Annotated in this window: 18 protein-coding genes and 1 pseudogene; 7 read left to right on the top strand and 12 right to left on the bottom strand. The window is 53.8% G+C overall.

Annotated features, from left to right (window positions below):
* Window positions 1–4: 4 nt before the first annotated feature.
* Genes ACM6IO_RS13975 through ACM6IO_RS13965 form a run of 3 tightly spaced genes read right to left on the bottom strand, consistent with a single transcriptional unit; the run spans window position 5 to window position 3,670 of the window.
* Entirely contained in the window at window positions 5–388 is a 384-nt protein-coding gene (locus tag ACM6IO_RS13975) for a VOC family protein (RefSeq protein ID WP_090404415.1), read from the bottom strand.
* 60 nt (window positions 389–448) lie between these two features.
* Window positions 449–1,573: an S-(hydroxymethyl)glutathione dehydrogenase/class III alcohol dehydrogenase gene (locus ACM6IO_RS13970; RefSeq protein ID WP_090404411.1), complete on the bottom strand. Its 1,125-nt coding sequence runs from the start codon at window positions 1,571–1,573 to the stop codon at window positions 449–451.
* 60 nt (window positions 1,574–1,633) lie between these two features.
* Window positions 1,634–3,670 carry an FAD-dependent oxidoreductase gene (locus ACM6IO_RS13965; RefSeq protein WP_413386394.1) on the bottom strand — a complete coding sequence of 679 codons (2,037 nt, stop codon included), beginning with the start codon at window positions 3,668–3,670 and terminating at the stop codon, window positions 1,634–1,636.
* 203 nt (window positions 3,671–3,873) lie between these two features.
* Here ACM6IO_RS13965 and ACM6IO_RS13960 point away from each other — a divergent pair, with 203 nt between their 5' ends.
* From ACM6IO_RS13960 to ACM6IO_RS13935, 6 genes are all read left to right on the top strand, one after another.
* Window positions 3,874–4,623, top strand: coding sequence for an electron transfer flavoprotein subunit beta/FixA family protein (locus ACM6IO_RS13960; RefSeq protein ID WP_414911665.1), 750 nt, complete (start codon window positions 3,874–3,876; stop codon window positions 4,621–4,623).
* A complete protein-coding gene (locus tag ACM6IO_RS13955) occupies window positions 4,623–5,558 on the top strand; it encodes an electron transfer flavoprotein subunit alpha/FixB family protein (RefSeq protein WP_414911664.1) in 936 nt (311 codons plus the stop codon). Before ACM6IO_RS13960 ends, ACM6IO_RS13955 begins: the two co-directional genes overlap by 1 nt.
* A gap of 235 nt (window positions 5,559–5,793) precedes the next feature.
* The gene (locus ACM6IO_RS13950) at window positions 5,794–6,693 is read left to right on the top strand and encodes a glycine betaine ABC transporter substrate-binding protein (RefSeq protein ID WP_090404400.1); all 900 of its coding nucleotides are present in this window, start codon (window positions 5,794–5,796) and stop codon (window positions 6,691–6,693) included.
* Between the two features lie 90 nt (window positions 6,694–6,783).
* Window positions 6,784–7,782: an Ldh family oxidoreductase gene (locus tag ACM6IO_RS13945; RefSeq protein ID WP_244176338.1), complete on the top strand. Its 999-nt coding sequence runs from the start codon at window positions 6,784–6,786 to the stop codon at window positions 7,780–7,782.
* Window positions 7,783–7,821: 39 nt separating this feature from the next.
* Entirely contained in the window at window positions 7,822–8,454 is a 633-nt protein-coding gene (locus tag ACM6IO_RS13940; RefSeq protein ID WP_414911663.1) for a dimethylsulfonioproprionate lyase family protein, read from the top strand.
* A gap of 58 nt (window positions 8,455–8,512) precedes the next feature.
* Window positions 8,513–8,752, top strand: coding sequence for a hypothetical protein (locus tag ACM6IO_RS13935; RefSeq protein ID WP_111455202.1), 240 nt, complete (start codon window positions 8,513–8,515; stop codon window positions 8,750–8,752).
* Between the two features lie 57 nt (window positions 8,753–8,809).
* Here the strand turns inward: ACM6IO_RS13935 and ACM6IO_RS13930 are convergent.
* From ACM6IO_RS13930 to ACM6IO_RS13895, 8 genes and pseudogenes are all read right to left on the bottom strand, one after another.
* Window positions 8,810–9,915 (bottom strand): annotated as a pseudogene (locus ACM6IO_RS13930) (GlxA family transcriptional regulator).
* A gap of 335 nt (window positions 9,916–10,250) precedes the next feature.
* A complete protein-coding gene (dddP, locus tag ACM6IO_RS13925) occupies window positions 10,251–11,609 on the bottom strand; it encodes a dimethylsulfonioproprionate lyase DddP (RefSeq protein ID WP_414911662.1) in 1,359 nt (452 codons plus the stop codon).
* Between the two features lie 616 nt (window positions 11,610–12,225).
* Entirely contained in the window at window positions 12,226–13,383 is a 1,158-nt protein-coding gene (locus ACM6IO_RS13920) for an MFS transporter (RefSeq protein ID WP_414911661.1), read from the bottom strand.
* 97 nt (window positions 13,384–13,480) lie between these two features.
* The gene (locus ACM6IO_RS13915; protein WP_414911660.1) at window positions 13,481–14,515 is read right to left on the bottom strand and encodes a GlxA family transcriptional regulator; all 1,035 of its coding nucleotides are present in this window, start codon (window positions 14,513–14,515) and stop codon (window positions 13,481–13,483) included.
* A gap of 48 nt (window positions 14,516–14,563) precedes the next feature.
* On the bottom strand, window positions 14,564–15,913 hold the full coding sequence (locus ACM6IO_RS13910) for an MmgE/PrpD family protein (RefSeq protein WP_414911659.1): 1,350 nt from the start codon (window positions 15,911–15,913) through the stop codon (window positions 14,564–14,566).
* Between the two features lie 86 nt (window positions 15,914–15,999).
* Window positions 16,000–17,043 carry a glycine betaine/L-proline ABC transporter substrate-binding protein ProX gene (gene proX / locus ACM6IO_RS13905; RefSeq protein ID WP_414911658.1) on the bottom strand — a complete coding sequence of 348 codons (1,044 nt, stop codon included), beginning with the start codon at window positions 17,041–17,043 and terminating at the stop codon, window positions 16,000–16,002.
* A 68-nt stretch (window positions 17,044–17,111) separates the two neighbouring features.
* Window positions 17,112–18,077, bottom strand: coding sequence for a glycine betaine/L-proline ABC transporter permease ProW (gene proW, locus ACM6IO_RS13900; protein WP_414911657.1), 966 nt, complete (start codon window positions 18,075–18,077; stop codon window positions 17,112–17,114).
* Window positions 18,078–18,125: 48 nt separating this feature from the next.
* Entirely contained in the window at window positions 18,126–19,163 is a 1,038-nt protein-coding gene (locus ACM6IO_RS13895) for a quaternary amine ABC transporter ATP-binding protein (protein ID WP_414911656.1), read from the bottom strand.
* A 448-nt stretch (window positions 19,164–19,611) separates the two neighbouring features.
* Between ACM6IO_RS13895 and ACM6IO_RS13890 the strand changes: the two genes are divergently transcribed.
* Window positions 19,612–20,574: a LysR family transcriptional regulator gene (locus ACM6IO_RS13890; protein ID WP_230173472.1), complete on the top strand. Its 963-nt coding sequence runs from the start codon at window positions 19,612–19,614 to the stop codon at window positions 20,572–20,574.
* 104 nt (window positions 20,575–20,678) lie between these two features.
* Here ACM6IO_RS13890 and ACM6IO_RS13885 read toward each other — a convergent pair whose 3' ends face one another.
* Window positions 20,679–21,914 (bottom strand): aromatic ring-hydroxylating oxygenase subunit alpha, encoded by a 1,236-nt coding sequence (locus ACM6IO_RS13885; protein ID WP_230173474.1) that lies wholly within the window; start codon window positions 21,912–21,914, stop codon window positions 20,679–20,681.
* Between the last annotated feature and the right edge of the window lie 553 nt (window positions 21,915–22,467).

Below are 22,467 nucleotides of genomic sequence, written 5' to 3'. Positions count from 1 at the left end.
TCGTTTACTCTGCCTTGAAGCAGTAAACGGCAAGCTTGTTCCCATCCAGATCACGAGCGTAAGCGGCATAGGCATTTTCAGCCCAGCCACGAGAGCCTGGCAGGCCTTCGCAAACGCCACCGTTCGCTAATGCGGCAGTATGGAAGGCATGGACTGCAGAGCGGTTCGGTGCTTCGAAACTGACGGTGACACCGTTGCCGATAGAAGCCGGATTTCCATTGGCCGGGTTGAGTACGAAGAACGAAGGTTTATCGACGCCCCAAATGGAGCCGGCTTCATCGAGATCGGCCACGCGCTTCAGGCCGATTTCTTTCAGGGTTGCGTCATAAAACGCACGTGCTTTGGTCAGGTTGTTGGTGCCGACGGTTACGTGGGTAAAAACGGACATCTTGGTTTCCTTTCTGTGGGTGGTAATGGGACTGCCGAGCGGATCTGAGACCCGCCGATTTCAGAAATGAATGACGGTACGAATGCTTTGCCCGGTGTGCATCAGCTCGAATGCCTCGTTGATCTTGTCCAGGGACATGTTGTGGGTGATGAAGGTTTCCAGGGGGATCTCTCCGCGACTGGCTTTCTCCACATAACTGGGAAGCTCGGTGCGGCCCTTCACGCCGCCGAAGGCACTGCCGCGCCATACACGACCGGTTACGAGCTGGAAGGGGCGGGTGCGGATTTCCTGGCCTGCGCCGGCAACGCCGATGATGATCGACTCGCCCCAACCTTTGTGGCAGCACTCCAGTGCCGCTCGCATCAGTTGCACATTGCCGACGCATTCGAACGAATAGTCCACGCCGCCATCGGTGAGTTCGACGATGACGTCCTGGATGGGCTTGTCATAGTCCTTGGGATTGATGAAGTCCGTCGCGCCCAACGACAGGGCGACGTCGCGCTTGGCTGGGTTGATATCGATGGCAATGATGCGCCCGGCGCTGGCCATTTTTGCGCCGATGATTGCGGCCAGGCCAATACCGCCCAAACCAAAGATTGCGACGCTGGCGCCAGGTTCTACCTTGGCGGTGTTGAGTACGGCGCCGATCCCTGTGGTCACTCCACAGCCGAGCAGGCAAACCTGATCCAGCGGAGCCTCTTTTGGAATCTTCGCCAGGGAGATTTCAGGCAGTACGGTGTACTCGGAAAACGTCGAGCAGCCCATGTAGTGGAACAACGGCTTACCTTCGTAGGAAAAACGTGAAGTGCCGTCGGGCATCAGGCCTTTGCCTTGGGTTGCCCGGACCGCCTGGCAGAGGTTGGTCTTGCCGGAGAGGCAGAATTTGCACTGTCGGCATTCTGCGGTATAGAGCGGAATCACGTGGTCGCCGACTTGCAGCGAGGTCACGCCTTCGCCGATGGCTTCGACGATGCCACCGCCTTCATGCCCCAGCACCGTGGGGAAAATGCCTTCGGGATCGCTTCCCGAAAGGGTGAAGGCGTCGGTGTGACAGACGCCCGTGGCGACAATGCGAACCCGCACTTCGCCAGCCTTGGGAGGTGCAACGTCAATGGTGACCAACTGCAGCGGTTCATTGGGAGCGAACGCGACAGCCGCCCTGGACTTCAAGGTCTGTGCTGACATGGAAGAGTCTCGTGTTAAGTGTGAAAATTGCCCCTGATGTTTGAAGTCAGGGGCGTGACTTCAGATGTCTTTCAGCAGCCGCAGCGCATCGTAGATCGCAGCGTGGGTATTGCGCGCCGAGACCGCATCGCCGATACGGAACAGCTGGAAACGGCCTTCGGGGTTGGTCACGATATTCTGGGTTTTCCCAGCGATCAGATTGTGCTGTTCGACCGCGCCGTTATTGCTCGAATGGGGACGCAGATCGAAGTACAAATCGTCCAGGGGCAGGGTGCCGTGGTTGATCACGACCTGATCGACCACTCGCTGCTTGTGCACCTGGCCATAATCGCTGCCGAAGTTGGCAATCAACTGACCGTCGCGCTTCTCTACAGAGTCCACCCGATACGTCACAGTGAAGGTCACCGCCAGGTCTTGCAGGCTGCGCATATAAGGCACCAGGTTCATCGCCATTACCTCCGGCGAAAACGACCGGTCAGGTGTGACGATCTCCAATTTTGCACCGCTGTTGGCAATGACCTCGGCAGCCTGTAGCGCCGCGTGGTCGCCCGCGTCGTCGAAGATCAGCACATTCTTGCCGGGCTTGACGTCGCCAGAAATGATGTCCCAGGTCGATACCACCAGCTCATTGCCCTGCTTGAGCACCTCCGTGTGCGGCAAGCCACCCGTGGCCACGATTACTACATCCGGCTCTTCAGCCAGCACCGTTTCGGCCTCGGCCCAGGTGTTGAAGTGGAACTTCACACCGAGGCGCTCGCATTGCACCATGCGCCAATCGATGATGCTGATCATTTCGCGGCGACGCTCGCTAAGAGCGGTCAACCGGATCTGCCCGCCGGGCTGGTCAGCCGCTTCGAACACGGTTACGTCATGGCCGCGTTCACCGGCGACGCGCGCCGCCTCCAGGCCCGCCGGGCCGGTTCCGATTACTACTACCTTGCGCTTGGCCGGCGCTTTGGGAATTTCGTGGGGCATGGTGGTTTCACGCCCGGTCGCAGCATTGTGGATGCAATACGCGGCGCCGCCCTGATAAATGCGGTCCAGGCAGTAGTTGGCACCTACACAGGGGCGAATTTCCTCTTCGCGCTTTTCGATGATCTTGCGCACGATGTGCGGATCGGTCATGTGCGCACGAGTCATACCGACCATGTCGATTTTGCCGGAGGCGATGGCATGACGGGCGGTGGCAACGTCAGGAATCTTGGCCGCATGGAAGGTGGGGAAGCCGGTGGCCGCACGGATCTCGCCGGCAAAATCCAGGTGTGGGGAGTTACGCATGCCTTGGATCGGGATCACATCGGTCAGACCGGCATCGGTGTCGATGTGCCCGCGCACCACGTTAAGAAAATCAACCAGGCCGCTGTCCTTGAGCATATGCGAGATAGCGATGCCTTCCTGCGCGCCGAATCCACCAGGCAGGTCCTCATCGCCGGTGTAGCGTACACCCAGCAAAAAGTCCTCACCGCATTGCTTGCGGATGCCTCGCAGGATATCGAACGTAAACCGTAACCGGTTTTCCAGGGGGCCGCCGTAAGGGCCCTCAAGATCGTTGGTCAATGGTGACCAGAACTGATCCATCAAATGCCCGTAGGCCTGAAGCTCCAGACCGTCGAGGCCCGCGGCTTTCATCCGCTCGGCGGCATCCACGTAATCTTTGATGATCCGGTCGATATCCCACTCTTCCATCTTCTTGGGGAAGGACCGGTGCGATGCTTCGCGGCGGTGAGACGGCGATACCACTGGCAGCCAGTCGGCTTTATCCCAGCGGGTGCGCCGACCTAGATGGGTCAGCTGAATCATCACTGCAGCGCCATGTTCGTGGCACTCGTCAGTCAGATCTTTCATCCACCCGACGACTTCGTCCTTGTAAGCCAGGATGTTGTTGAACACCGGCGGGCTGTCGCGCGACACCGCGGCGGAGCCGGCGGTCATCGTCAGTGCCACGCCTGCCTTGGCGCGCTCGACGTGGTACGCCCGATAAAGCTCCTTAGGCATGCCGTCGACCGGGTAAGCCGGTTCATGGGAGGTGGTCATGATCCGGTTTTTGAGGGTCAGGTTTTTGATCTTAAAGGGTTGCAGCAGGGGATCGCTGGACATGGTGTTGCGCTCCGGGAACAGAACATCAGGCTTGGTTTGACATAACGGTACGTCGAATGTTCATGCGTGTCAATGTGTGGGACACAGGTGTACATTTTTCTTGCGTGACGTAAAAACCAGGATTAATATCCATTCGAAACAGGGGTGACCAGGCCTGTTCGGGCTGGCCATTCCATACATCGATCCAAGAGTGCGAGGGGACTATGAAAGTGCTCGTTGCGGTAAAGCGCGCCATCGACCCGAACGTGAAAGTTCGGGTGAAAGCTGACGGTTCAGACGTTGAACTTAATGGCGTAAAAATGGCCTTGAACCCTTTCTGCGAGATTGCAGTGGAGGAGGCGATCCGCCTTAAGGAAAAGGGGCTGGCGTCCGAGGTGGTGGTGGTTTCGGTAGGTTCCTCTGCCGCGCAGGAACAATTGCGCACGGCATTGGCGCTCGGCGCGGATCGAGCCCTTCTGGTGGAAACAAGCGCGGTACTCGAGCCGCTCAACGTGGCCAAATACCTGAGCAAAGTGATCGATAACGAAAAGCCGCAACTGATCCTTTTTGGTAAACAGGCTATCGATCAGGAGAACAACCAGGTTGGGCAAATGGTGGCGCAGTTGATCGGAAGCGGTCAGGCCACCTATGCATCATCCATCAGTTACATCGATGATAAATGGGTGGTCGAGCGTGAGGTCGATGGTGGTAGTCAGACCCTGGCGCTCTCAGTGCCTGCGGTTGTCACTTGCGACCTGCGCCTGAATGAACCGCGCTATGCCTCGCTGCCCAATATCATGAAAGCCAAGAAAAAACCTCTTGAAGTCATCGCTGCCGATACCTTGGGTGCCAGCGTGAAAGAGCACGTTCGATTGTTAGGGGTTGCCCCCCCTCCAGTGCGCAAAGCGGGAATCAAGGTCGGTTCGGTGTCCGAGCTGGTGGATAAACTGAAAAACGTTGCTGGGGTGATTTGATGCGCACATTGGTTATCGCCGAGCACGTCGCGGGTCAACTGACGGCAGGTACGTGGAGTGCAATTACCGCCGCCATCGAACTTGGTGCTGAAACGGATTTGCTTGTGACGGGAGGGCCAGATGCGCCAGCAGTAGCGGAACAGGCTGCGCTTACCCTCGGGCTTCATCGAATATTGCTCGCTCAGGGAACAATGTTCGAGAAGGCGTTGGCTGAGAATGTCCAGCCGCTGATCACTTCGCTGGTGGCCGACCGGTATACGCATGTAGTGGCTGATGCAAGCAGCATGGGCCGCAATGTGTTGCCACGCGTAGCGGCCAGTCTGGATGTCGGCATGCTGTCGGACGTGATCAGGGTTGTGTCGGCGGACACCTTCCAGCGACCCATTTATGCAGGCAATGCAATCGCCACGGTTCAGTCGCTTGATCCGATTAAATTGCTCACTGTCCGTGCCTCGGCTTTCGCCCAGGCGGCATCGCAGCATAATCGCTGCGAAGTCATGGCCGTTGATAGTGGGCAAAGCGCAAGCAATATTCGCTTTGTAAGCGAACAGCTGACAGTTAGCGAAAGGCCAGATCTGTCGAGCGCTCGCGTCGTGGTTTCCGGTGGCCGCGGGATGCAGAGCAAAGAGAGTTTTGCGTTGATCGAGCGTGTGGCAGACAAGCTCGGTGGCGCCGTGGGCGCATCGCGAGCAGCGGTGGACGCAGGTTTTGCCCCCAACGATCTGCAGGTTGGGCAAACGGGCAAAATCGTAGCGCCGGATCTTTATATCGCCGCGGGTATCAGTGGTGCCATTCAACACCTGGCGGGCATGAGCGGATCAAAGGTAATCGTCGCGATCAACCAGGACGCAGAGGCGCCGATCGCACAAGTTGCAGATTACATGCTGGTTGCAGACTTATTTGAGGCATTGCCGGAGCTCGAAAGGGTATTATGAGTGAGCTCATCATTCCATTAAAGCTCGACGCATATACCATTAAAATTTGCTCTGCCGAAGTAACAATGGAGGGGCGAGCTACTTTAACAAGTTAAATAACTTCGCATAACTAAAACTCATGTGGATATAACATTAAATCCCTTGTGATGGCGATGTCATTTTGCTCTCATGAGAAAAATTGATTCTTCTGCTGCCCTGCCAATAACTATTAATACAGTACGCGGAGATACACCAGATGACGTTATCCAGTAAAATTTGTATCAGCTGGCTTGCAGGCTTGGCTATGGCCTCCAGCAGTCTGTTTGCTCAAGCCGAGGAACCCGCGCCTATCCGTATCGGCTGGGTGAATTGGTCGGATACTGAAATCGCTGTAAAGCTGGCAGACACGGCACTGCGAGACCACCTGAAGCAACCGGTCAAATTGATTCTGGCCGATATAGGTATCCAGTTCCAAGCGCTGGCTAACGGTAATATTGACCTGATCCCGATGGTCTGGCTGCCGAGCACTCACAAGTCATTCTATGACAAATACAAAGACAAGCTCGAAGACCTCGGCGTGCTGTATGAAGGTCGGATCGGTATGGCGGTGCCAACTTCCATTCCGACCAGTGAGATCGCCAGCGTCGAGGATCTTAACAAACCAGAAGTTAGAGAAAAACTCGGCGGCAAGATTCTGACTTCCGAAGTGGGTAACGGGCAATACAAGCTTACAGAAAAAGCTATTAAAGAATACAAGCTTGATGGCTACAAGATGGTCGCTTCTTCGGAATCTGGAATGTTGAGCGAGTTGGATCGTAACCTTAAGCGTGGCAAATGGTCTTTGATCAACGCCTGGAGCCCACATTGGATGTTCGCCAAGTGGCCGCTGCGCTATTTGGATGATCCGAAGCAGATTTTCGGTGGTGCTGAGCAAATCCACGCGGTTGCACGCAAAGGTTTCAGCGCGGAGCATCCTGATGTTGCTCGATTCTTCGCCAACTTCAAAATTCCTAAAGCTGACCTTGAGAAATTGATGGCTACTGCGCGTGATAGCTCGGCTGACAAAGTCGTTGCAGAATACTACGCAGCCAACAAGCCCCGCTTTGAGGCGATGTTTGGCAGTCAAACCGCATCCGCGACAACAGGTCAGGAATGACCGCCGCTTTCCTATAGATATTTGCAGTTTGGCGCCTTTGACGCAGAGTGAAGGGTGCCGGCTGCATCGTTAAACCTTAAGGCGGTACCTTTGAACACAGCAGCCTATCGTAGCTTTACGATCGATGAAGCTGTCGGCTGGGTGAAGCGACTCTGCGAATCAAAGGGATGTTCCCAAGCGGTTGCCGACTCATTGGCCCGCGCCACAGTTGCGGCGCAAGCCCGCAGTAACGAAGCCGTGGGTTTTCGTCATCTTGCCGATTACTTGTCTGGCTTTTCATCGGGTCGAATAGATCCTCGTGCCGAACCACGAATTTCATCCTCTGGTTCGATTATCTTCAAATCTGATGCTAGAAGCGGGATCGCCCAGCTTGGGATTGATCGGTGCTTCGATTCGATGTGCCATGCCGCCTATGAAAACGGTATGGCCGCGCTGAGCCAGTGCAATAGTTTTACAAGCGGTGAACTCGGTGACTACACACTCCGATTTGCCAAGGCTGGGCTCATTGCGTTGGCGGTCGCCAATGGCCCCGCGCTTGTTGCAGTTCCTGGAGCCAAGGGCAAAACCTACTCCACAAATCCACTCTCCTTTGCAGCGCCTTCGGCCGATGGTATTCCCCTCATGTTTGACCAGGCGTGCAGCGCCGCGGCATTCGTGAATATTGCCCATGCCGCATCGACGGGGGGCGATATTCCTGATGGATGGGCGGTGGATCAGCATGGAAACGGAACACGTAATGCTTTGGAGGCGTTAGGCGGCGCGCTACTTCCTTTTGGTGGTCATCGCGGGGCTAATCTGATGCTCATGGTGGAGGTCTTGGCCGCGGGTCTCACCGGTGCTAACTGGTCGCTGGATTCACCAGCTTTTCATCAAGGGACCCAGACACCGGGTTGTGGCCTGCTCATTCTGGTTCTTGCTCCGGATTTCTTTTCGCCAGGATTTGAACGCCGACTTACCAGTCAGTTGACCCGCTTGACACAGATGGGCGTCCACCGGGCAGGGTGGGAACGTCAGCACTCTATGATGGAGTCGCAAAGCAATGGAATCAGTGTTTCCGTGGATCTGCTGAACGAGCTGAGCAGCCTGTAATCCAGTTTGAAATATGGCTTAAGAGTGGGTTCGAAAACGATGATAAACAGCATTGAAAATTTATCGTTGGATCAGGTTTTTATTAGAAACGGGCAGTTGCTTCAGCGCTCACTTCATGGGGCTTTGTCAAACGTCGTTTCCGACGCGGTGCCAGATTCGATCCAGACGCGCTCCACATCTATAACCACTGCCCAATGGACCATTAAAAAGCCGTCGGAAACGCCACGGACGCTACCAGAATCCCTGGAGCCCTATTTGTCCCAGGCACTTAACGTTGCGCCAAGAACCAACGAATACTTGGTGGCGGTCCTGGATGCGTTAAGCACTCTATTGCCTCATGTCACCTGGATAAATCGTCAGGCCCAGCCTGGCCAGGACGATCGATTCGTGGAAAGGCATCGTCATGGGCTGATTACTGGCCCGGGAGGGCTATTTGAATGTTCCAACTTGACGTTGGGCTTGGCACTCATGGCGCCCGATACCACCTATCCCTTTCACCATCACCCTCCGGCTGAGTTCTATCTAGTTCTTTCGCCAGGCCAATGGTATCGAGAGGACGTTGGGTGGTGGAGTCCTGGAGCAGGGGGCGCTGTATTCAACCCCCCATCCTGTATCCATGCAATGAAATCGACAGATGCTCCACTGTTTGCGCTGTGGGGCTTGATGCATTAGTGCCTCTGTATAAAAGGCTGTGGCAAACGAGATCGGATAGTTATTTAGAGGGTGAGACATGTCATCGGTTACAACGCTGGGTATCAAGTTAGATGGGGAAACTCGCGCCAGGCTGAAATCCGTTTCGGCAAAGCTGGATCGCACTTCCCACTGGTTCATGAAGAAAGCGATTTTACAGCTTATTGAAAAGGTTGAAGCTGGGGCACGAATTGAAGACATTATCGGGAAAGAATTTTTAGAAAAAGATTCTTTGCGCCATAGCATCGCCCTGCGGCGACATATGAACAGTGGCTCTTAAGAAAATTGGCGTAGTCGATTTTAACGGACGCTAAAGGCTGCTCATCGCCTACACCCTTTAGATTTTCACGCTGGCAAAGGTCACCTCACTCTGCGCACGGCAGAGGGCTAAACCGGTTATAGAGCCTGCGCTATTACCAGGCTGTCCCGAGCGGGCATCGGCGCCACTACAACGGCATTTGATGAGGCACGTTCATCACTAGGCGGTACGCCGAAATGTCCGCGATAGCTTCTGGCGAAATGTGGAGTTGAAGCAAAGCCGCAGAGAGCGCCTATTTCCAGAACGGGCAATGAGGTTTGCTTTAACAACTGACGTGCCTGGACTAAACGCAGCTTGAGGTAATAGCGCGACGGAGAGCAATCCAGGTACCTGTCAAACAGCCTCTCCAATTGGCGACGTGAAATGCCTGCCTGGAAAGCCAATTCGGTAAGTTCGAGGGGTTCTTCCAGGCTGGCTTCCATTAATAGAATAGCTGCTTGCAGCTTGGGTTGATTTGCGCCAAGTGTATGCCTGAGCGGTAACCGTTGATGGTCCTGAGCACTTCGCATGCGCTCGTGCATGAGCATATCCGAGATTGCCTCTGCCAGGTCACGGCCATGCTCGCACCTGATCAAGTGCAGCATCATGTCTATCGGAGCAGTGCCACCTGAAGAGGTTAAGTGGTTTCCATCGATGGAGTACAGGCGTGTAGTGACTTCTGATTTGGGGAATGCTTCCCGCATGGACGCCAGACATTCCCAATGAACACTGCACTTATGGCCATCCAGCAATCCGGCCTTGCCTAATGCCCAACTTCCAGTGCAGACAGCGCCTAGGTGACAACTCAAACGGGCCTGGAGCTGCAACCAACGCACATGTTCGTGGCATACGCGGTTCTGGATATCCAGTCCGCCGCACACAATCACGGTATGGAGGTCAGAAGCTTCTTCCATTTTAGCGTCTGGAGTTATTTTCAACCCGACACTGGCAGATACTGGGGTGCCGCCCTTGCTCAGGGTGAGCCATCGATATAACTCGCTACCGGAGAGTTGATTTGCCATGCGCAAAGGTGCTACTGCCGATGCCAGAGCGATCAAAGTGAAATCCTCCAACAGGAGGAATCCGACGGATCGTGGAGCAGAATCCTGCGGGATGGAATGAATTGTTTGGTTAATTTTGGTCAACTTTTCAGTCCTCAAGGCAAGCAGGGAGCGCGGCGCCACTTCGACGCTTACTTTCATAGGTCTAACTACGGGGGACTGTTCGGACCTCATCTACGAAGTTCAGAGGTTGGATCACCGCTTTCAATATCTATAACGGCTCCAATGCCAAACAGTTACGTTCCCGGCCTGGCACTTCAGGATGGAGTTGACATCATGTCTCTGAGATGTACATCAGCCTCAGCAGCGGAGGTGCTGATGTACATTTGGTTGGTCCATCGGTTTTTCGTCTTGTTAAGATCGGCCCGAAGCAGGGGTCAGCAGTGTTGCTTTTCCTTTATGGACTTCGATTGACTGACTCATAAATTGGGCTTCGTATCCCGCAGGAAACTTTCGTCGAACGGATAATGGGTAAGCAATTCATAGCCGGTCTCGGTTACCAGCAACTGGTTCTCCAATTTGATTCCATCCTGGCCGCCAACCTCACCCACATACGCCTCGACACAAAGGGCCATTCCCGCTTGGAGTTCGCCTTCGTATCCGTAGGACTCCAAATCTTCTGGATAACGGATGCAAGGGTACTCGTCACACAAACCTACGCCGTGGTAAAGCACGCCGTACCGTTGAGCGCGGCATGGCTCGGGTAGTCGATGAGCCTTGGCGGTGAGTTCCGTGAAGCGCACGCCTGGCTTTATCAACTCGGTGTTATGGATGATATGGTCATGGGCAATCCGATAGAGGCGCTTTTGTTCGGCTGTTGGCTCCAGCCCTCCACAGATCCAACTGCGGGACATGTCCACGCACATGCCGTAGGTACCGATCAGATCTGTGTCGAACGACAACAGGTCGCCATCACTTAATACCCGTGGGCCGGACTCCTGGAACCAGGGGTTGGTGCGTGGGCCGGAGCTGAGTATTCGCGTCTCGATCCATTCGCCGCCCCGGCGGATGTTGCCGGAGTGCAGGGCGGCCCAGACATCGTTCTCGGTAGCTCCGGCGCGTAGTGCTAGATGCATTTCGGCCACGGAAGCTTCGCACGACGCTACCGCGCATCGCATCGCCTTGATTTCATCGGGGCCTTTAATCAACCGGGCGAACTCAGTCACTTCTTGACCACTGCAAATGTCGATAGCAAGCGCATCCAGTGCGCGCACGCCTGCTACTTCAATCCGATCTACCGCAAGGCGGCGATTGGTGCCGGCGTGTTGGCGCAGCAATTCGTCGATTTGGGCTGCGAAATGCCTGGCATGTTGGTCGGTGTGCTCACCGGTCTCGAAATAGAAGAACGACGCGCCACTGCGTAACTCATTAATCAGCGGCAAGTGGGCAGAGAGATGATCGCAACCATGGAAATCCCACAACACGACATAACCATCGGCTGCGATGAAGCAAGCACGCGCGGGGTTATGGGTCGTCCACAACTGCATGTTCGTGGTGTCGGTCGCGTAGCGGATATTCAGAGGATCAAATAGCAGGACGCCGCCCAAGTCACGGGATATGAGCTGATCGACTATTCTTTGCAGTCGAAATTTACGCATGGTGGGCAGATGAGGCGGCTCCAGGCCCAGCCGAACCCACTCCGCGAAAGCCAGCGGTGTAGGACCTATCTCGACGCGATTGTTGTCATCTATAGAACCATCCCTTTTTAGCGCAACAGCACGCTGCCTGGCTGGGTCGATGCGGCGCGCGCTGTTTGGAATCGAAAAAGGTGAAGTCATCAAAATTCCGTCCTCATTTCAATTTACAAAAGGCCTTGCTCAAGCGGGTGACAGTTCGAGAAAGTGACCTAATGAATAAAAGATTTTAAATATTGCGATAAACTTGTTGGATAACTTTGACGGCTGCGCCAGAAAGATCGTTGCGAAGTCTTCCTCCGAATAATCAGGTTTTATGCGTCGGTTTACTTTTATTTACTTGCAAACAGTCTAGGACGAGGCCGCTGGCCTGAAGAATCGATATTTTATATGGGGTAATGATGACCTATTGTAATGATTAAGCAGACTTGGCCCGATCAGGCGCTGATAAAGATGCCTTCGTTGCGCTCAGTCAAAACCTTTTTAGCGGTGGCTAGGTGACAGAATTTCACACGAGCCGCTGAAGAGCGCTCTGCGTGGCGCAGGCGGAATCTATCCATGGCATTCGCGACAGCGCGCTATAGAACCTCAGCCACTTCGGCCGCTCGCAGGTCGCTGAGTATTTGGACTGGTACGGATGGATTGCTCATCATGATATCAACCTAAAAGCCCGATCCAGCAAAGCGCCACACTTTTTCAACGCCAACGCCAACGCCAACGCCAACGCTTACAACCTCTTGATCCAGCTCGCGCTAGAACATCAGGGCGTCGCCTTGAGTAATCGAGCTGTTGCACTTACAAAAAACAGCAGAGCAATTACGCCGCTCAAAGCGAATGGCAGGGTGCTTAAATGGGCGACCGCCCCAATGAATACAGGACCTATCAGAATGCCCGCGTAGCCCATCGAGATGACAGCGGGGATGGCTACCGCTTGTGGCATACGTTGCTGCCGGCCTACAGCGGTAAAAATCACCGGGACAATGTTTGAGCAGCCAGCCCCGACCATGGCGTAGCCAATTAAGGAAGCAGGCCAGCCATCGATCCCAAGCGACACGATCATTCCCGCGGCTGCGCAAAGTCCGCCCAGCGTAACTACGCGCACACCGCCTAGTTTACTGACGATGGTGTCCCCCGTCAGGCGACCCACCGTCATCGCCGCGGCGAAGGATGCGTAACCCAAACCGGCGATGCTCGGCTCTAACCCTCGATTCGAGACAAGGAAGACCGCACTCCAGTCAAGCAATGCGCCTTCAGTGAGGAAAACGATGAAACAGAGCGTCCCTAAAAGCAGCACGATACCTCTGGGCACCGCGAACAATGGCCCACCCCGTTCAGTGCCATAAGTCAGCAAAGCAGGCGCAGCCTTGTAAAGCGATCCCAAAACTGTGGCAACGATACAGCCCGCCGCAATCAGTGGATCCAGCCCTAAGGTCAATAAAGCGGTCATAGCGCCGGCGCCCAATATGCCTCCGACGCTGTAAAGTCCATGGAAGCCGGACTGAAGTGCTTGCCCGCTGGTTTTCTCGACGATGACGGACTGTATGTTCATGGCGCAATCAAGCATGCCCATGCTGGCACCGAAGATGATGACAGCTAATACCAGACCAGGCAGCCACGCTACGGTGCTCAACAGCGGAAAAACGGCACACAAGACAATCGTCGCCCAAATTACAACCGGGCGGCATCCATAGTGTGCGGTGAGATATCCAGCGAAGGGCATGGCCACAATAGATCCACCTCCGAGGCATAGAAGCAACAGCCCCAAGCCACCATCGTCCAAGCCAGCGCGTGCTTTAACCAATGGAACCAATGGTGCCCATGCGGACATGAGTAAGCCCGCGATGAGGAAGGCGATGCGGGTAGACACCCGTTCGCGGTGGTTTGCCGTGGGGATCAACACCGGCGATGGAGCATTCATGATTCTCGGTTGTCCTTATCGATGATGCTAGCCATGATTACTCGGCTGAGACATCGCGGGTTTCATATGTGTGCTGCTGACGCGGACTTCGGAAGACTTAGCGCCTGTGCTCATACGTTGCTCTATAACTACTCGGTGCTACGCCAAAGAAATCCCGAAAGCGCATATGGAAGTTGGCGAAACTACAGAAGCCGGTTGCAATCGCGATATCGGTGATCGGCCGATTGCTTTGCAGAATAAGCTGCCGCGCTCGAGTCAAGCGCAGCTCAAGGTAGTAGCGTGTGGGCGTTGCACCCACGAAACGGCAGAAGCGACGCTCCAATTGTCGTCGGGAAATGTTCACACACTCAGCCAGTTCGTCGATCGATAACGGCTCTTCGATGTTCTTTTGCATCAGTTCTAAAGCGAGCTTCAGGGTTTGTGGCAAGGTGGGGTCAGAGTCCACGATGACAGTCGATATTCCAGAGACCTCTGTGGTTTGATCACAACTGAGTATTTCCTCGACAGCATGGGTCAGCGACACGCCTTGTTTAGCGGTGATGAGCTCCAGCATCATGCGTAACGAGCTACTGGCGCCAGCGCACGTGATACGGTTTTTGTCTATTACGTGAGTTCGACAAGAGACCAGGACTTTGGGGAACACATCCTCCATCATCGCTCGCCCATCTGGATGGAAGGCGCACTCGACACCGTCCATTAGCTGAGCTTCCGCCAGGAAAAATGCGCCGTTCCACAAACCGCCCATGGTCGCGCCAAGAGAGGCGACGTTACGCAGCTTGCGCCGTAAGAGCGGGTCGCTGATCAGCTTCACTCGCAACCCACCGGCGACGATGAGAACGTCGATACGGTCCGGAAGTTGTGATAGTTCCAGGTCTGCTGAAATCGCAATTCCCAGATCGCTCATTACCAGACGGCTCTTGAGGCCGACAGTCAACACCTCAAACGCGGGTGTCTCGCTAATCAGGTTGGCGGTCACCAGCGCATCGATAGCGCCGGTGAACGACATCATCGAGAAATTGTTCAAAAGCACGAAAGCTACACGAGTCAATGCCTGCGGCTTGATTGGTTTCTCCGCCGTATAGGAGTACCCCCTATTTTTGTCTTTGAGCACGCTCTCGAATACGAAAGACATAAATCCTCTTTGACACCTGAACGAATAGCTTGGGAACTGTTGCTGGATCTAGGCAGCGGTTTTTGGAGCGGACAGCAACAAATCAAAGAATGATTGGCAGTCATCGCTACCGGGCAATGCTTCAACACTGTTCTTGATGGCATGGCTGAGTGTGTTTCCCAAGCTTTCATCAGCCAGTAAATGGTATTTAGCCGTGAGTTCGTCACTCGACATAGGGGTATTGGGGTCGCCCTTGGCCGTCGCGGTCGGGCTCGTAAGTCGGGTGCCGTCTTTCAGGGTAACCGTGACGCGGGACAGAATTTCCTCTGGGAACCTAGCGGACAGGTCGGGCGCCTCATGAAGGGTTATTTTCGAGCTGATGCTCAAGATGTCTGGCGCATGAATGGAATCCCCGGTGACCTCGTCAGCGCCCAACTTTCCGCGAACGATCAAGGCCGCCAGCGGGAACGCTAAAGCATACTGGGCCTCGTCTGCATTCTTCGGAAAATGACCCTGCAAGCACACGGACTCGTGGAACGTTTCGACATCAATGGTCTCGATCAACTCCGCCGTGATGACTGGATGCGCGCGCATCAAATCGGTCATGGCCGTAAGTGCCGGTTGCGCCCAGCGACAGACGGGCCACGGTTTGAAATATTGCTCGTCGATCTCCCAGCGGGCTCCGATGTCCTGCCAGAAATTGGAAATTTCTAAAGGCTCAACGGTGGAGGCAGGAGCGCCAGTGACACCGAGCTGTGCCATGAATAGTGCATTCAGTCCGGCATACGCTCCGGCGCCGTGGGCATCACGCAACATCGTCGGAAAGCTCACCAGGCGCATCATCGGGCACCTGGGACCAAAGTATTCCGCGATACCCAAAGCGTGCCGGAATGTCGGTTCATCGAGTTTCAGTAGGCGTGCTCCTGCGCAAACGACCCCGATGCCGGAAAAAGCACCTGAAGCATGATATTCCGGAGCCGTAGCCATTAAGGCTTGGCCCGCACGCAAGGCGGTCTCGTAACCGATGCACAGTGCGCTAAGGAATTCCTCGCCGCTAATGTCTTTTCCTCGACTGCGGTACGCGTCTACCAATGCGACAATGGCCGGGACGACTGTCGCACCCGCATGCCCCTTGGAGGTGAAGTGACCTTCATGTGCATCCAGGCTATCAACGCAGAAGCCGCCGGCATACGCAGCGCCCAGTGGATGTACGGCTCTGCCGTCGAACCACAGTCGGCTGGACAGCTTATTGGCAGAGTAATGGGTGTCAGCGTAGGTTTTTAGCATGACGCTGGTTTGATTGTTGCGGGCTCCGGCGGCCACACCAATGATGTCGAGCAGGCAAGTTTTGATCAGCTCGCGTGTATGCAGGGGCGCGTCCTTGTAACTGAAATTCTGGACGAATGAATACAACTGCATTTCATGATTCCTGAATGATGAACGCCGAAACGGATAAAAAGTTGCCCGATGAAGGGCAACCTTTTACTCAGTTTTAAAAGAAGAGATTAATTTTTTGCGGTGGCGGTATTAGCAGCGGCGCGTGCGTCTGCTAGCCAGCTGTCGTATTTCGCGCGATGGGCCGCGATCCATTCTTTGGCGTGCCGGGTGATGTCGGCTGCACTTTTTTCACCATTGTGCATTTTCAGATTTTGCGCGCTTTCATCATCGGTAGTGATCTGCATCTCAGACAGAAACTTCACCGCAGCCGGATTTTTCTCGGCGAACTCTTTGTTGATTACCGCTTTGACACTGTCTACCGCGAAACCTAGGTTTTTACCATTGAAGGTAGTGTTGACATCGTTTTTGCCACCTGGGAGGTCCGTACGCGGTACGGTTAACCAAACAACATCTTTACCTTCGACCAGAACACCAGAGATCCACTGAGGTACCCAGGTGTAATAGAGAACTGGCTTGCCTTGTTTGTAACGAGCAATGGTGTCGGCCATCAGGGCAAAATAGGAGCCCTGGTTATTTGTGACGGTCTTATCCAGGCCATAGGCTTTCATATGGTGGGCAATGACCAGCTCACAGCCCCAGCCGGGGTTGCAACCTGTCAGGTCGGCTTTACCGTCGCCATTACTATCGAACAGCTTGGCAATCTCTGGCTTTTTCAAATCTTCGATAGAGGTGATGTGATACTCATCAGCCGTTTTCTTATCGATCATGTAGCCCTGTAGTACGCCCGGCATAATGTCGCCCGTTTTCACCATCGTCTCATCGCCGCCGGCCTTCTGGTAGAAAGATTTGTGCAGTTCCTCCCACAGGTGTACGGAGAAATCAGCGTCACCATTGGAAATCGCTACCATCATGGTGGAGTACTCGGTTTCCTTGGGTGTCTCAACGTCGTAGCCCAACTCCTTGAGGCCCGCCATTGCAATCTCCCCGCGAAATCGCTCTTCGGCAATTGTCGGAAAAATTGGGGTGATAGATACACCTTTTCCGGGTTCCTGCGCCGTCACGGCCGATGCAAAAACAGGTGAAACCGCTATTACTAAAAGCGCGACAGAATGAATAAATTTCTGTTTTATTCCGAATGTTGTGAAGTTCATTATCGTTTACCTGGGCTGGATTAAGAAGTTGGCATTTCTTTTGGTTCACGACGCGCCGCTTAGCGGAGTTAGCTTTCTTTGGGACTGACTTCTATTTTCGTAAGAGTGTTTTTTCTCTTCAGGCGATAAATGACACCCGCAGGGCCTGTCTGATACCAGTGCTCACCTTTGGTTGCCCTGTTACTGCGTTCGCCCATTGCCTGGGTCAGTCGGTCGAGGAAAATCGCCAGCAATACAAGGCCCAACCCACCGACGGTTGCCAAGCCCATATCAAGGCGGCCAATCCCGCGAAGTACCATCATCCCCAACCCGCCAACCGAAATCATTGATGCGATCACCACCATGGAAAGTGACAACATTAATGCCTGATTTAGACCCGCCATGATCGTCGGGGCAGCTAAAGGAAGTTGAACCCGCCTCAGCATCTGGCGTGGGGTGCATCCGAAAGCCCGGGCCGCCTCAACTTTGTCTTCCGGTACTTGGCGAATTCCCAGATTGGTGAGCCTGACCAGTGGTGCTACCGAAAAGATGATCGTGACCAGCACCCCCGGTACGTTGCCAATACCAAACAGCATCACCACGGGCACCAGATAAACAAATGCAGGCAGTGTTTGCATTGCATCGAGTACCGGCCGCAGAAGCATCTCTAGTCGGTCACTCCGGGCACACAGGACACCCAGCGGTATGCCAATAACTGCACAGAAGAACAGTGAGGTGAGCACCAGAGCGAGGGTGACCATGGCATCACTCCATACGCCGATCACGCCTAAGAGGGTGAGGGTGACGAAACAAAGGATCCCTATCTTTTTCCCTCCTACCTGCCAGCCGAGGAGCGTCGTAATAATAATGAATATGGACGGAGGAATTGCCAACAATCCGAACTGAATACCATTAAGTACCTGGTCGATTGGCCATCTTATCGAACGGAATACCTCGCGGAAATTATGAACCAGATAATTCAGGGTAACTTCTACCCATTGGCCCAAAGGGACGTTGATGGATTGAAACGGGTCTAGAAAACTGAATTCGTTCATGCTAATTACCTGAATGTCCGAGCCTTGCAAGCCAGCGAGTAGAGACTATTAGTGTCGGCTCATTGTCTGAAGCAGTAGGCTCTTGGAGATCGTGCCTTTGAACACACCCTGGCGATCCAGCACAGCAACTGGATTAACTGCATCAGCAACGATGTGAAAGACGTCTTGCAGGAGTACATCGTCGCGCAGCGTAGGAGTGGATTGATCCATGGCATACGGATGCTCTGCGCAAATTTTGGCAACATCACCAGCTTTGAGGATCTTCGAGGCATCAAAGCCTTTGAAGAAAGCTCTGACGTAATCGTTCGCGGGGTTGCAAAGCAGCTCTTGTGGGGTACCGATCTGTACTACCCGGCCACCCTCCATGATCGCAATGCGATGACCGATGCGAATCGCTTCGTCAATGTCATGGGAGATGAAGATGATAGTGCGATGCTGTTCTGCCTGCAGGCGGATCAGTTCGCCCTGCATTTCGTGGCGAATCAACGGGTCGAGTGCCGAGAAGGCTTCGTCCATCAGCAGGATGGCGGGGTCGTTGGCCAGCGCTCGGGCCAGGCCTACCCGCTGTTGCATACCGCCGGACAGTTGGTGCGGATAGCTGTAGGCGTGGCCATCGAGCCCCACCTGTTTAAGTGCCTCGAGTGCACGTTTATGCCGTTCACTTTCCTCGACACCCGAGATTTCCAGGCCGAAAGCAACGTTGTCGATCACACTCATGTGGGGCATCAGGGCAAACGACTGAAACACCATGCTCATGTCTTTGCGACGAACGCTGAGAAGATCGGCGTCCGACAAACCGGTGATTTCATGGCCGTTAAGATGGATGGTTCCGGAGGTTGGCTCGATTAGTCGATTGAACAACCGGACCATCGTCGACTTCCCGGAACCGGAAAGCCCCATGATGACGAAAATCTCTCCACGTTTTACGGAGAAACTGGCATCAAAAACGCCAACGACTTGACCGGTTTTGCTGAAAATTTCACTTTTATCAGCACCGCGAGCCAGCATCTCCATCGCGAGCTTTGGCTGAGCACCAAAGACTTTGTAAATGTTTTTTACCGAGAGTATCTCGTCACCAAGACTCATAACCCCTCCTGCTGCAATTACGACGTAAGATCAAGAATTTAGGTGCACTTGTCTTGATCAGTTAAGACGGTGCTTATGGGGGCAGGCAAGCTGGGAGAAAGGTTGGGAGTTAGTCATTGTGACCATCCTCTTTATTATGTGATGTTTATTATTCTTGTTTTATCGGCGCTGGATTGAGCAGTTCCTTGAGAACCAAGTTATTACCTTATAGAGTCAGCGTCTAACAACATTTCTTCTGACCAATCAATAACGTCATGTTATCAATCATTTGATTGTGTCAATTTGCGACTGTGGCAGTACTGGTTGCGAAGGCGACTGCCGCTGGCCCTGTCTTAGAACCTCCGTTTCAGCTACGCTCCAGCGTGGGCTCTAGGTTGAATCCTCTCGCCGAGCACGTCCCTAATGGCCTTCAAAAGGGCCCCGAACCGGATATCCAATACTTTAGGTTATGGTTAAGCACATCGATCCAGACATGACGCTTCTGAAAATGCCGTCTCTGAAAGCCGTGAAGTCATTCGTAGCAGCCGCCAAATATCAGAGTTTTACGCGTGCGGCAGAAGCGCTGTGCGTTACCCAAGCGGCAATCAGCCGTCAGATTCGGGAGCTTGAGGCGTACCTTGGTGTGGAACTTTTCAAAAGGGTGGGGCGGGCGGTCGAGTTGACGGAAGCCGGCACCATTTTTTTTGATGCTGCGCAGATATCTTTCGTCAACATTTCCCAGGCAGCGGAGCGCATCCGCACCAACAATGCAGGCAAGCGCACGTTGACGCTTTGCTGTTCTCCCGCATTTTCAGCCCTCTGGCTTGCAGCGAAGCTGCCTGGTTTTTTTACCAAGAACGCGGATATCGACCTCAATCTGGTTACCACTCAAAACTTTTTGTCGATGGAGCCGGGTGTAACTCCGGACATCTTCATCACTAAAATGGCCAGGATTCAGGATGGCTACCGCAGTTATCCGTTGTTTCATGACGTCATCTACCCGGTGTGCACGCCTCGTTACAAAGAGGAGCACCCTGAGTTGTCCAGCCTGGAAGGATTACGCGACGGGGTTTTGCTAAACCTCAGTCCCTATGGTAGATCACAGGTAGCGGAGCACGTGGACTGGGGCGTTTGGCTGGCTTATCACGATGTTGATATCGAGAAACGCCCCCACGACAGCCCTCACGTTTTCAACGCGAACGACTACAACCTGGTAATCAGCATGGTGTTGACCCATCAGGGTGTAGCCCTCGGATGGAATCATCTGGTTTCAAACCTGATCGACAACGGCACGCTGATTCGTCCGATCGAAGAAGAAGTGGTTCTCCATGAAAGTCAGCACTATCTGACATTTCGTGAAGACCGGATGAATGATGACGCTAGTTGTCGGCTCCGAGACTGGATTCTTGCCCAGTTTTCCAGAGATGTTTAAAGGATAGGAGTACTGGCGAAGCAGTAACTCGGGTTACGAGGAGGGGAGAGGTTGGGTGTGCCGGTGGTGATCACTCGTGGTTCTCACCACCGGCAGTTTTGCACTTAGCCAACAGATCTTAATGGGATCGTGTCGTTGAGCTGCTCAAGCATCGTTTTGCAGTACCAATCGTCAAACTGACACACGCCAATTTCGCTAGCCACCGACAACGGGCCTGGCTCGTAAGCAGGAGAGTTAACCCCTACCTGCGCACCTTCCACCAAGGTGCGATCTTGGTCATTGGTTGCAAGCCAGACTTTGGTGAGACGATCGATGTCGTAATCGACACCTTCCTGTGCGTCCTTCTTAACTATCCATTTTGTAGTGACCATCGTCTCATTCGGGCCGATGGGCAGAACGCGGAAGCTTAACGCGTGATCGCCCAGAAAGTGGTTCCAGGTTGACGGATAGTTGAAATAAAGCAGTGCACCGATGTTGGCTTCACCGGTTGTGTCCAACCGGCCAGTGACCGCAGGCTTGCCATCCATTGTGTAACTGACGGCCCCGGAAAACAGGGGTATGCGCGTCATTCGGAAACGACCTTCATCATCCATGACCAATCGGCTAGGCAGACCTGCCGCCTCGCAGCGATCCCAGTGCTCTTTGAGTTCGAGATCTTCATCGCCGCCAGCGCCGCCCACTGATGGGTTGTCCACGAATGAGTGCATCAATTCCGGGTGAGTACAATCGCAGTGGTAGCACTCACGATTGTTTTCGAAAACCAGTTTCCAGTTGCCTTTCTCGATGATGTTCGACTCAAACGCGACTTTGCAGTCGTCCAAGTTATGAGGCGCAACGAAAGGGGTGACGGATTTTCTGAATGAAGAAAAGTCAGGGGCGACGTCAGCGACGCACACATAGATGTACGTTTCGACGACCTCACAATGCACGGGTTTCAAATCATGCTGAGACTTGTCGAAGTCTTCCCCCATGTTCCCGGCAAAAAGCAGTCTGCCATCCAGCTCGAACGTCCATTTGTGGTAAGGACACACCAGCTTGGCTACCTTGCCGCTGGCTTCCGGGCATACCTTGGAACCGCGATGACGGCAGGAGTTGTGGAAGGCCCGAATCTGTTTGTCTGCGCCGCGCACGATAGCGACAGGGTAATCGCCGATTTGCAGCGACAGGTACTGACCCGACTTCTCCAGCTCAAATGTGTGCCCTGCGAAGATCCAGCTTTTGTGCCAGATCTGCTCCAGATCCTGCCTGTAAACGTCTGGATCGCTATAGAGGGCACCTGGCAGCGCGTGGTCAGGCTTGCGCTGCGCGATAAGATTTGAAACTGCCGATTTAGTGCTCACGGTCAACACACTCCAAAATACCAAGGGGACGACACATTCAGCCTGCTCAGCGAGATGAGGCTAAACGGTCTTGAGTTCGCAGTACCGTCTGTGGAGCAAGCCCATCAAACCGTGCTGCTTCTATCCGCGAACCGGAACGGTTTGCCACGTCCAGAAAGCGCCTTACGAAAAATGTGCCTTCTTGGATGGTGGTGCCATCCATGCACTCATTTCGTTTCTGAGTCCTTATTAAGGCAGACAGTTCTTTAATGCCGAAGTTTGCATCAATAGCATTATTTCTACAGCTCCTTATTCGAGCCCGGGCAAACAGATTCTAACTAATGGAACGAATGTGTGAGAAATTCTCTTATCCAATTCGTCGGTAGAATATCGCTGTTGTAAGGCTACGACGGTAATCATGCATCAACAAGAAACATTTACTCTTATCAATGCATAAACAAATGTTATCGATTGGCGTCGCGGCTCTGAGGAGAAAATATCAAGATATTGAAAACAAAGGAGAAATTATTTTTCTGGACGAGTGAAGCACCCATCTAGAAATGTATACGCCAGA

Origin of the sequence: Pseudomonas sp. IT-P44 (assembly GCF_949768225.1) — a bacterium.
Lineage (GTDB): Bacteria > Pseudomonadota > Gammaproteobacteria > Pseudomonadales > Pseudomonadaceae > Aquipseudomonas > Aquipseudomonas migulae.
The sequence above is the reverse complement of the archived record's forward strand: the minus strand, read 5'-3'. Positions and strand labels throughout refer to the sequence as shown.

Bases quoted from the DNA above. Each gene is read 5' to 3' on its own strand.
- ACM6IO_RS13975 (WP_090404415.1), bottom strand. From the start codon at position 388: ATGTCCGTTTTTACCCACGTAACCGTCGGCACCAACAACCTGACCAAA.
- ACM6IO_RS13970 (WP_090404411.1), bottom strand. From the start codon at position 1,573: ATGTCAGCACAGACCTTGAAGTCCAGGGCGGCTGTCGCGTTCGCTCCC.
- ACM6IO_RS13965 (WP_413386394.1), bottom strand. From the start codon at position 3,670: ATGTCCAGCGATCCCCTGCTGCAACCCTTTAAGATCAAAAACCTGACC.
- ACM6IO_RS13960 (WP_414911665.1), top strand. From the start codon at position 3,874: ATGAAAGTGCTCGTTGCGGTAAAGCGCGCCATCGACCCGAACGTGAAA.
- ACM6IO_RS13955 (WP_414911664.1), top strand. From the start codon at position 4,623: ATGCGCACATTGGTTATCGCCGAGCACGTCGCGGGTCAACTGACGGCA.
- ACM6IO_RS13950 (WP_090404400.1), top strand. From the start codon at position 5,794: ATGACGTTATCCAGTAAAATTTGTATCAGCTGGCTTGCAGGCTTGGCT.
- ACM6IO_RS13940 (WP_414911663.1), top strand. From the start codon at position 7,822: ATGATAAACAGCATTGAAAATTTATCGTTGGATCAGGTTTTTATTAGA.
- ACM6IO_RS13935 (WP_111455202.1), top strand. From the start codon at position 8,513: ATGTCATCGGTTACAACGCTGGGTATCAAGTTAGATGGGGAAACTCGC.
- dddP (WP_414911662.1), bottom strand. From the start codon at position 11,609: ATGACTTCACCTTTTTCGATTCCAAACAGCGCGCGCCGCATCGACCCA.
- ACM6IO_RS13920 (WP_414911661.1), bottom strand. From the start codon at position 13,383: ATGAATGCTCCATCGCCGGTGTTGATCCCCACGGCAAACCACCGCGAA.
- ACM6IO_RS13915 (WP_414911660.1), bottom strand. From the start codon at position 14,515: ATGTCTTTCGTATTCGAGAGCGTGCTCAAAGACAAAAATAGGGGGTAC.
- ACM6IO_RS13910 (WP_414911659.1), bottom strand. From the start codon at position 15,913: ATGCAGTTGTATTCATTCGTCCAGAATTTCAGTTACAAGGACGCGCCC.
- proX (WP_414911658.1), bottom strand. From the start codon at position 17,043: ATGAACTTCACAACATTCGGAATAAAACAGAAATTTATTCATTCTGTC.
- proW (WP_414911657.1), bottom strand. From the start codon at position 18,077: ATGAACGAATTCAGTTTTCTAGACCCGTTTCAATCCATCAACGTCCCT.
- ACM6IO_RS13895 (WP_414911656.1), bottom strand. From the start codon at position 19,163: ATGAGTCTTGGTGACGAGATACTCTCGGTAAAAAACATTTACAAAGTC.
- ACM6IO_RS13890 (WP_230173472.1), top strand. From the start codon at position 19,612: ATGGTTAAGCACATCGATCCAGACATGACGCTTCTGAAAATGCCGTCT.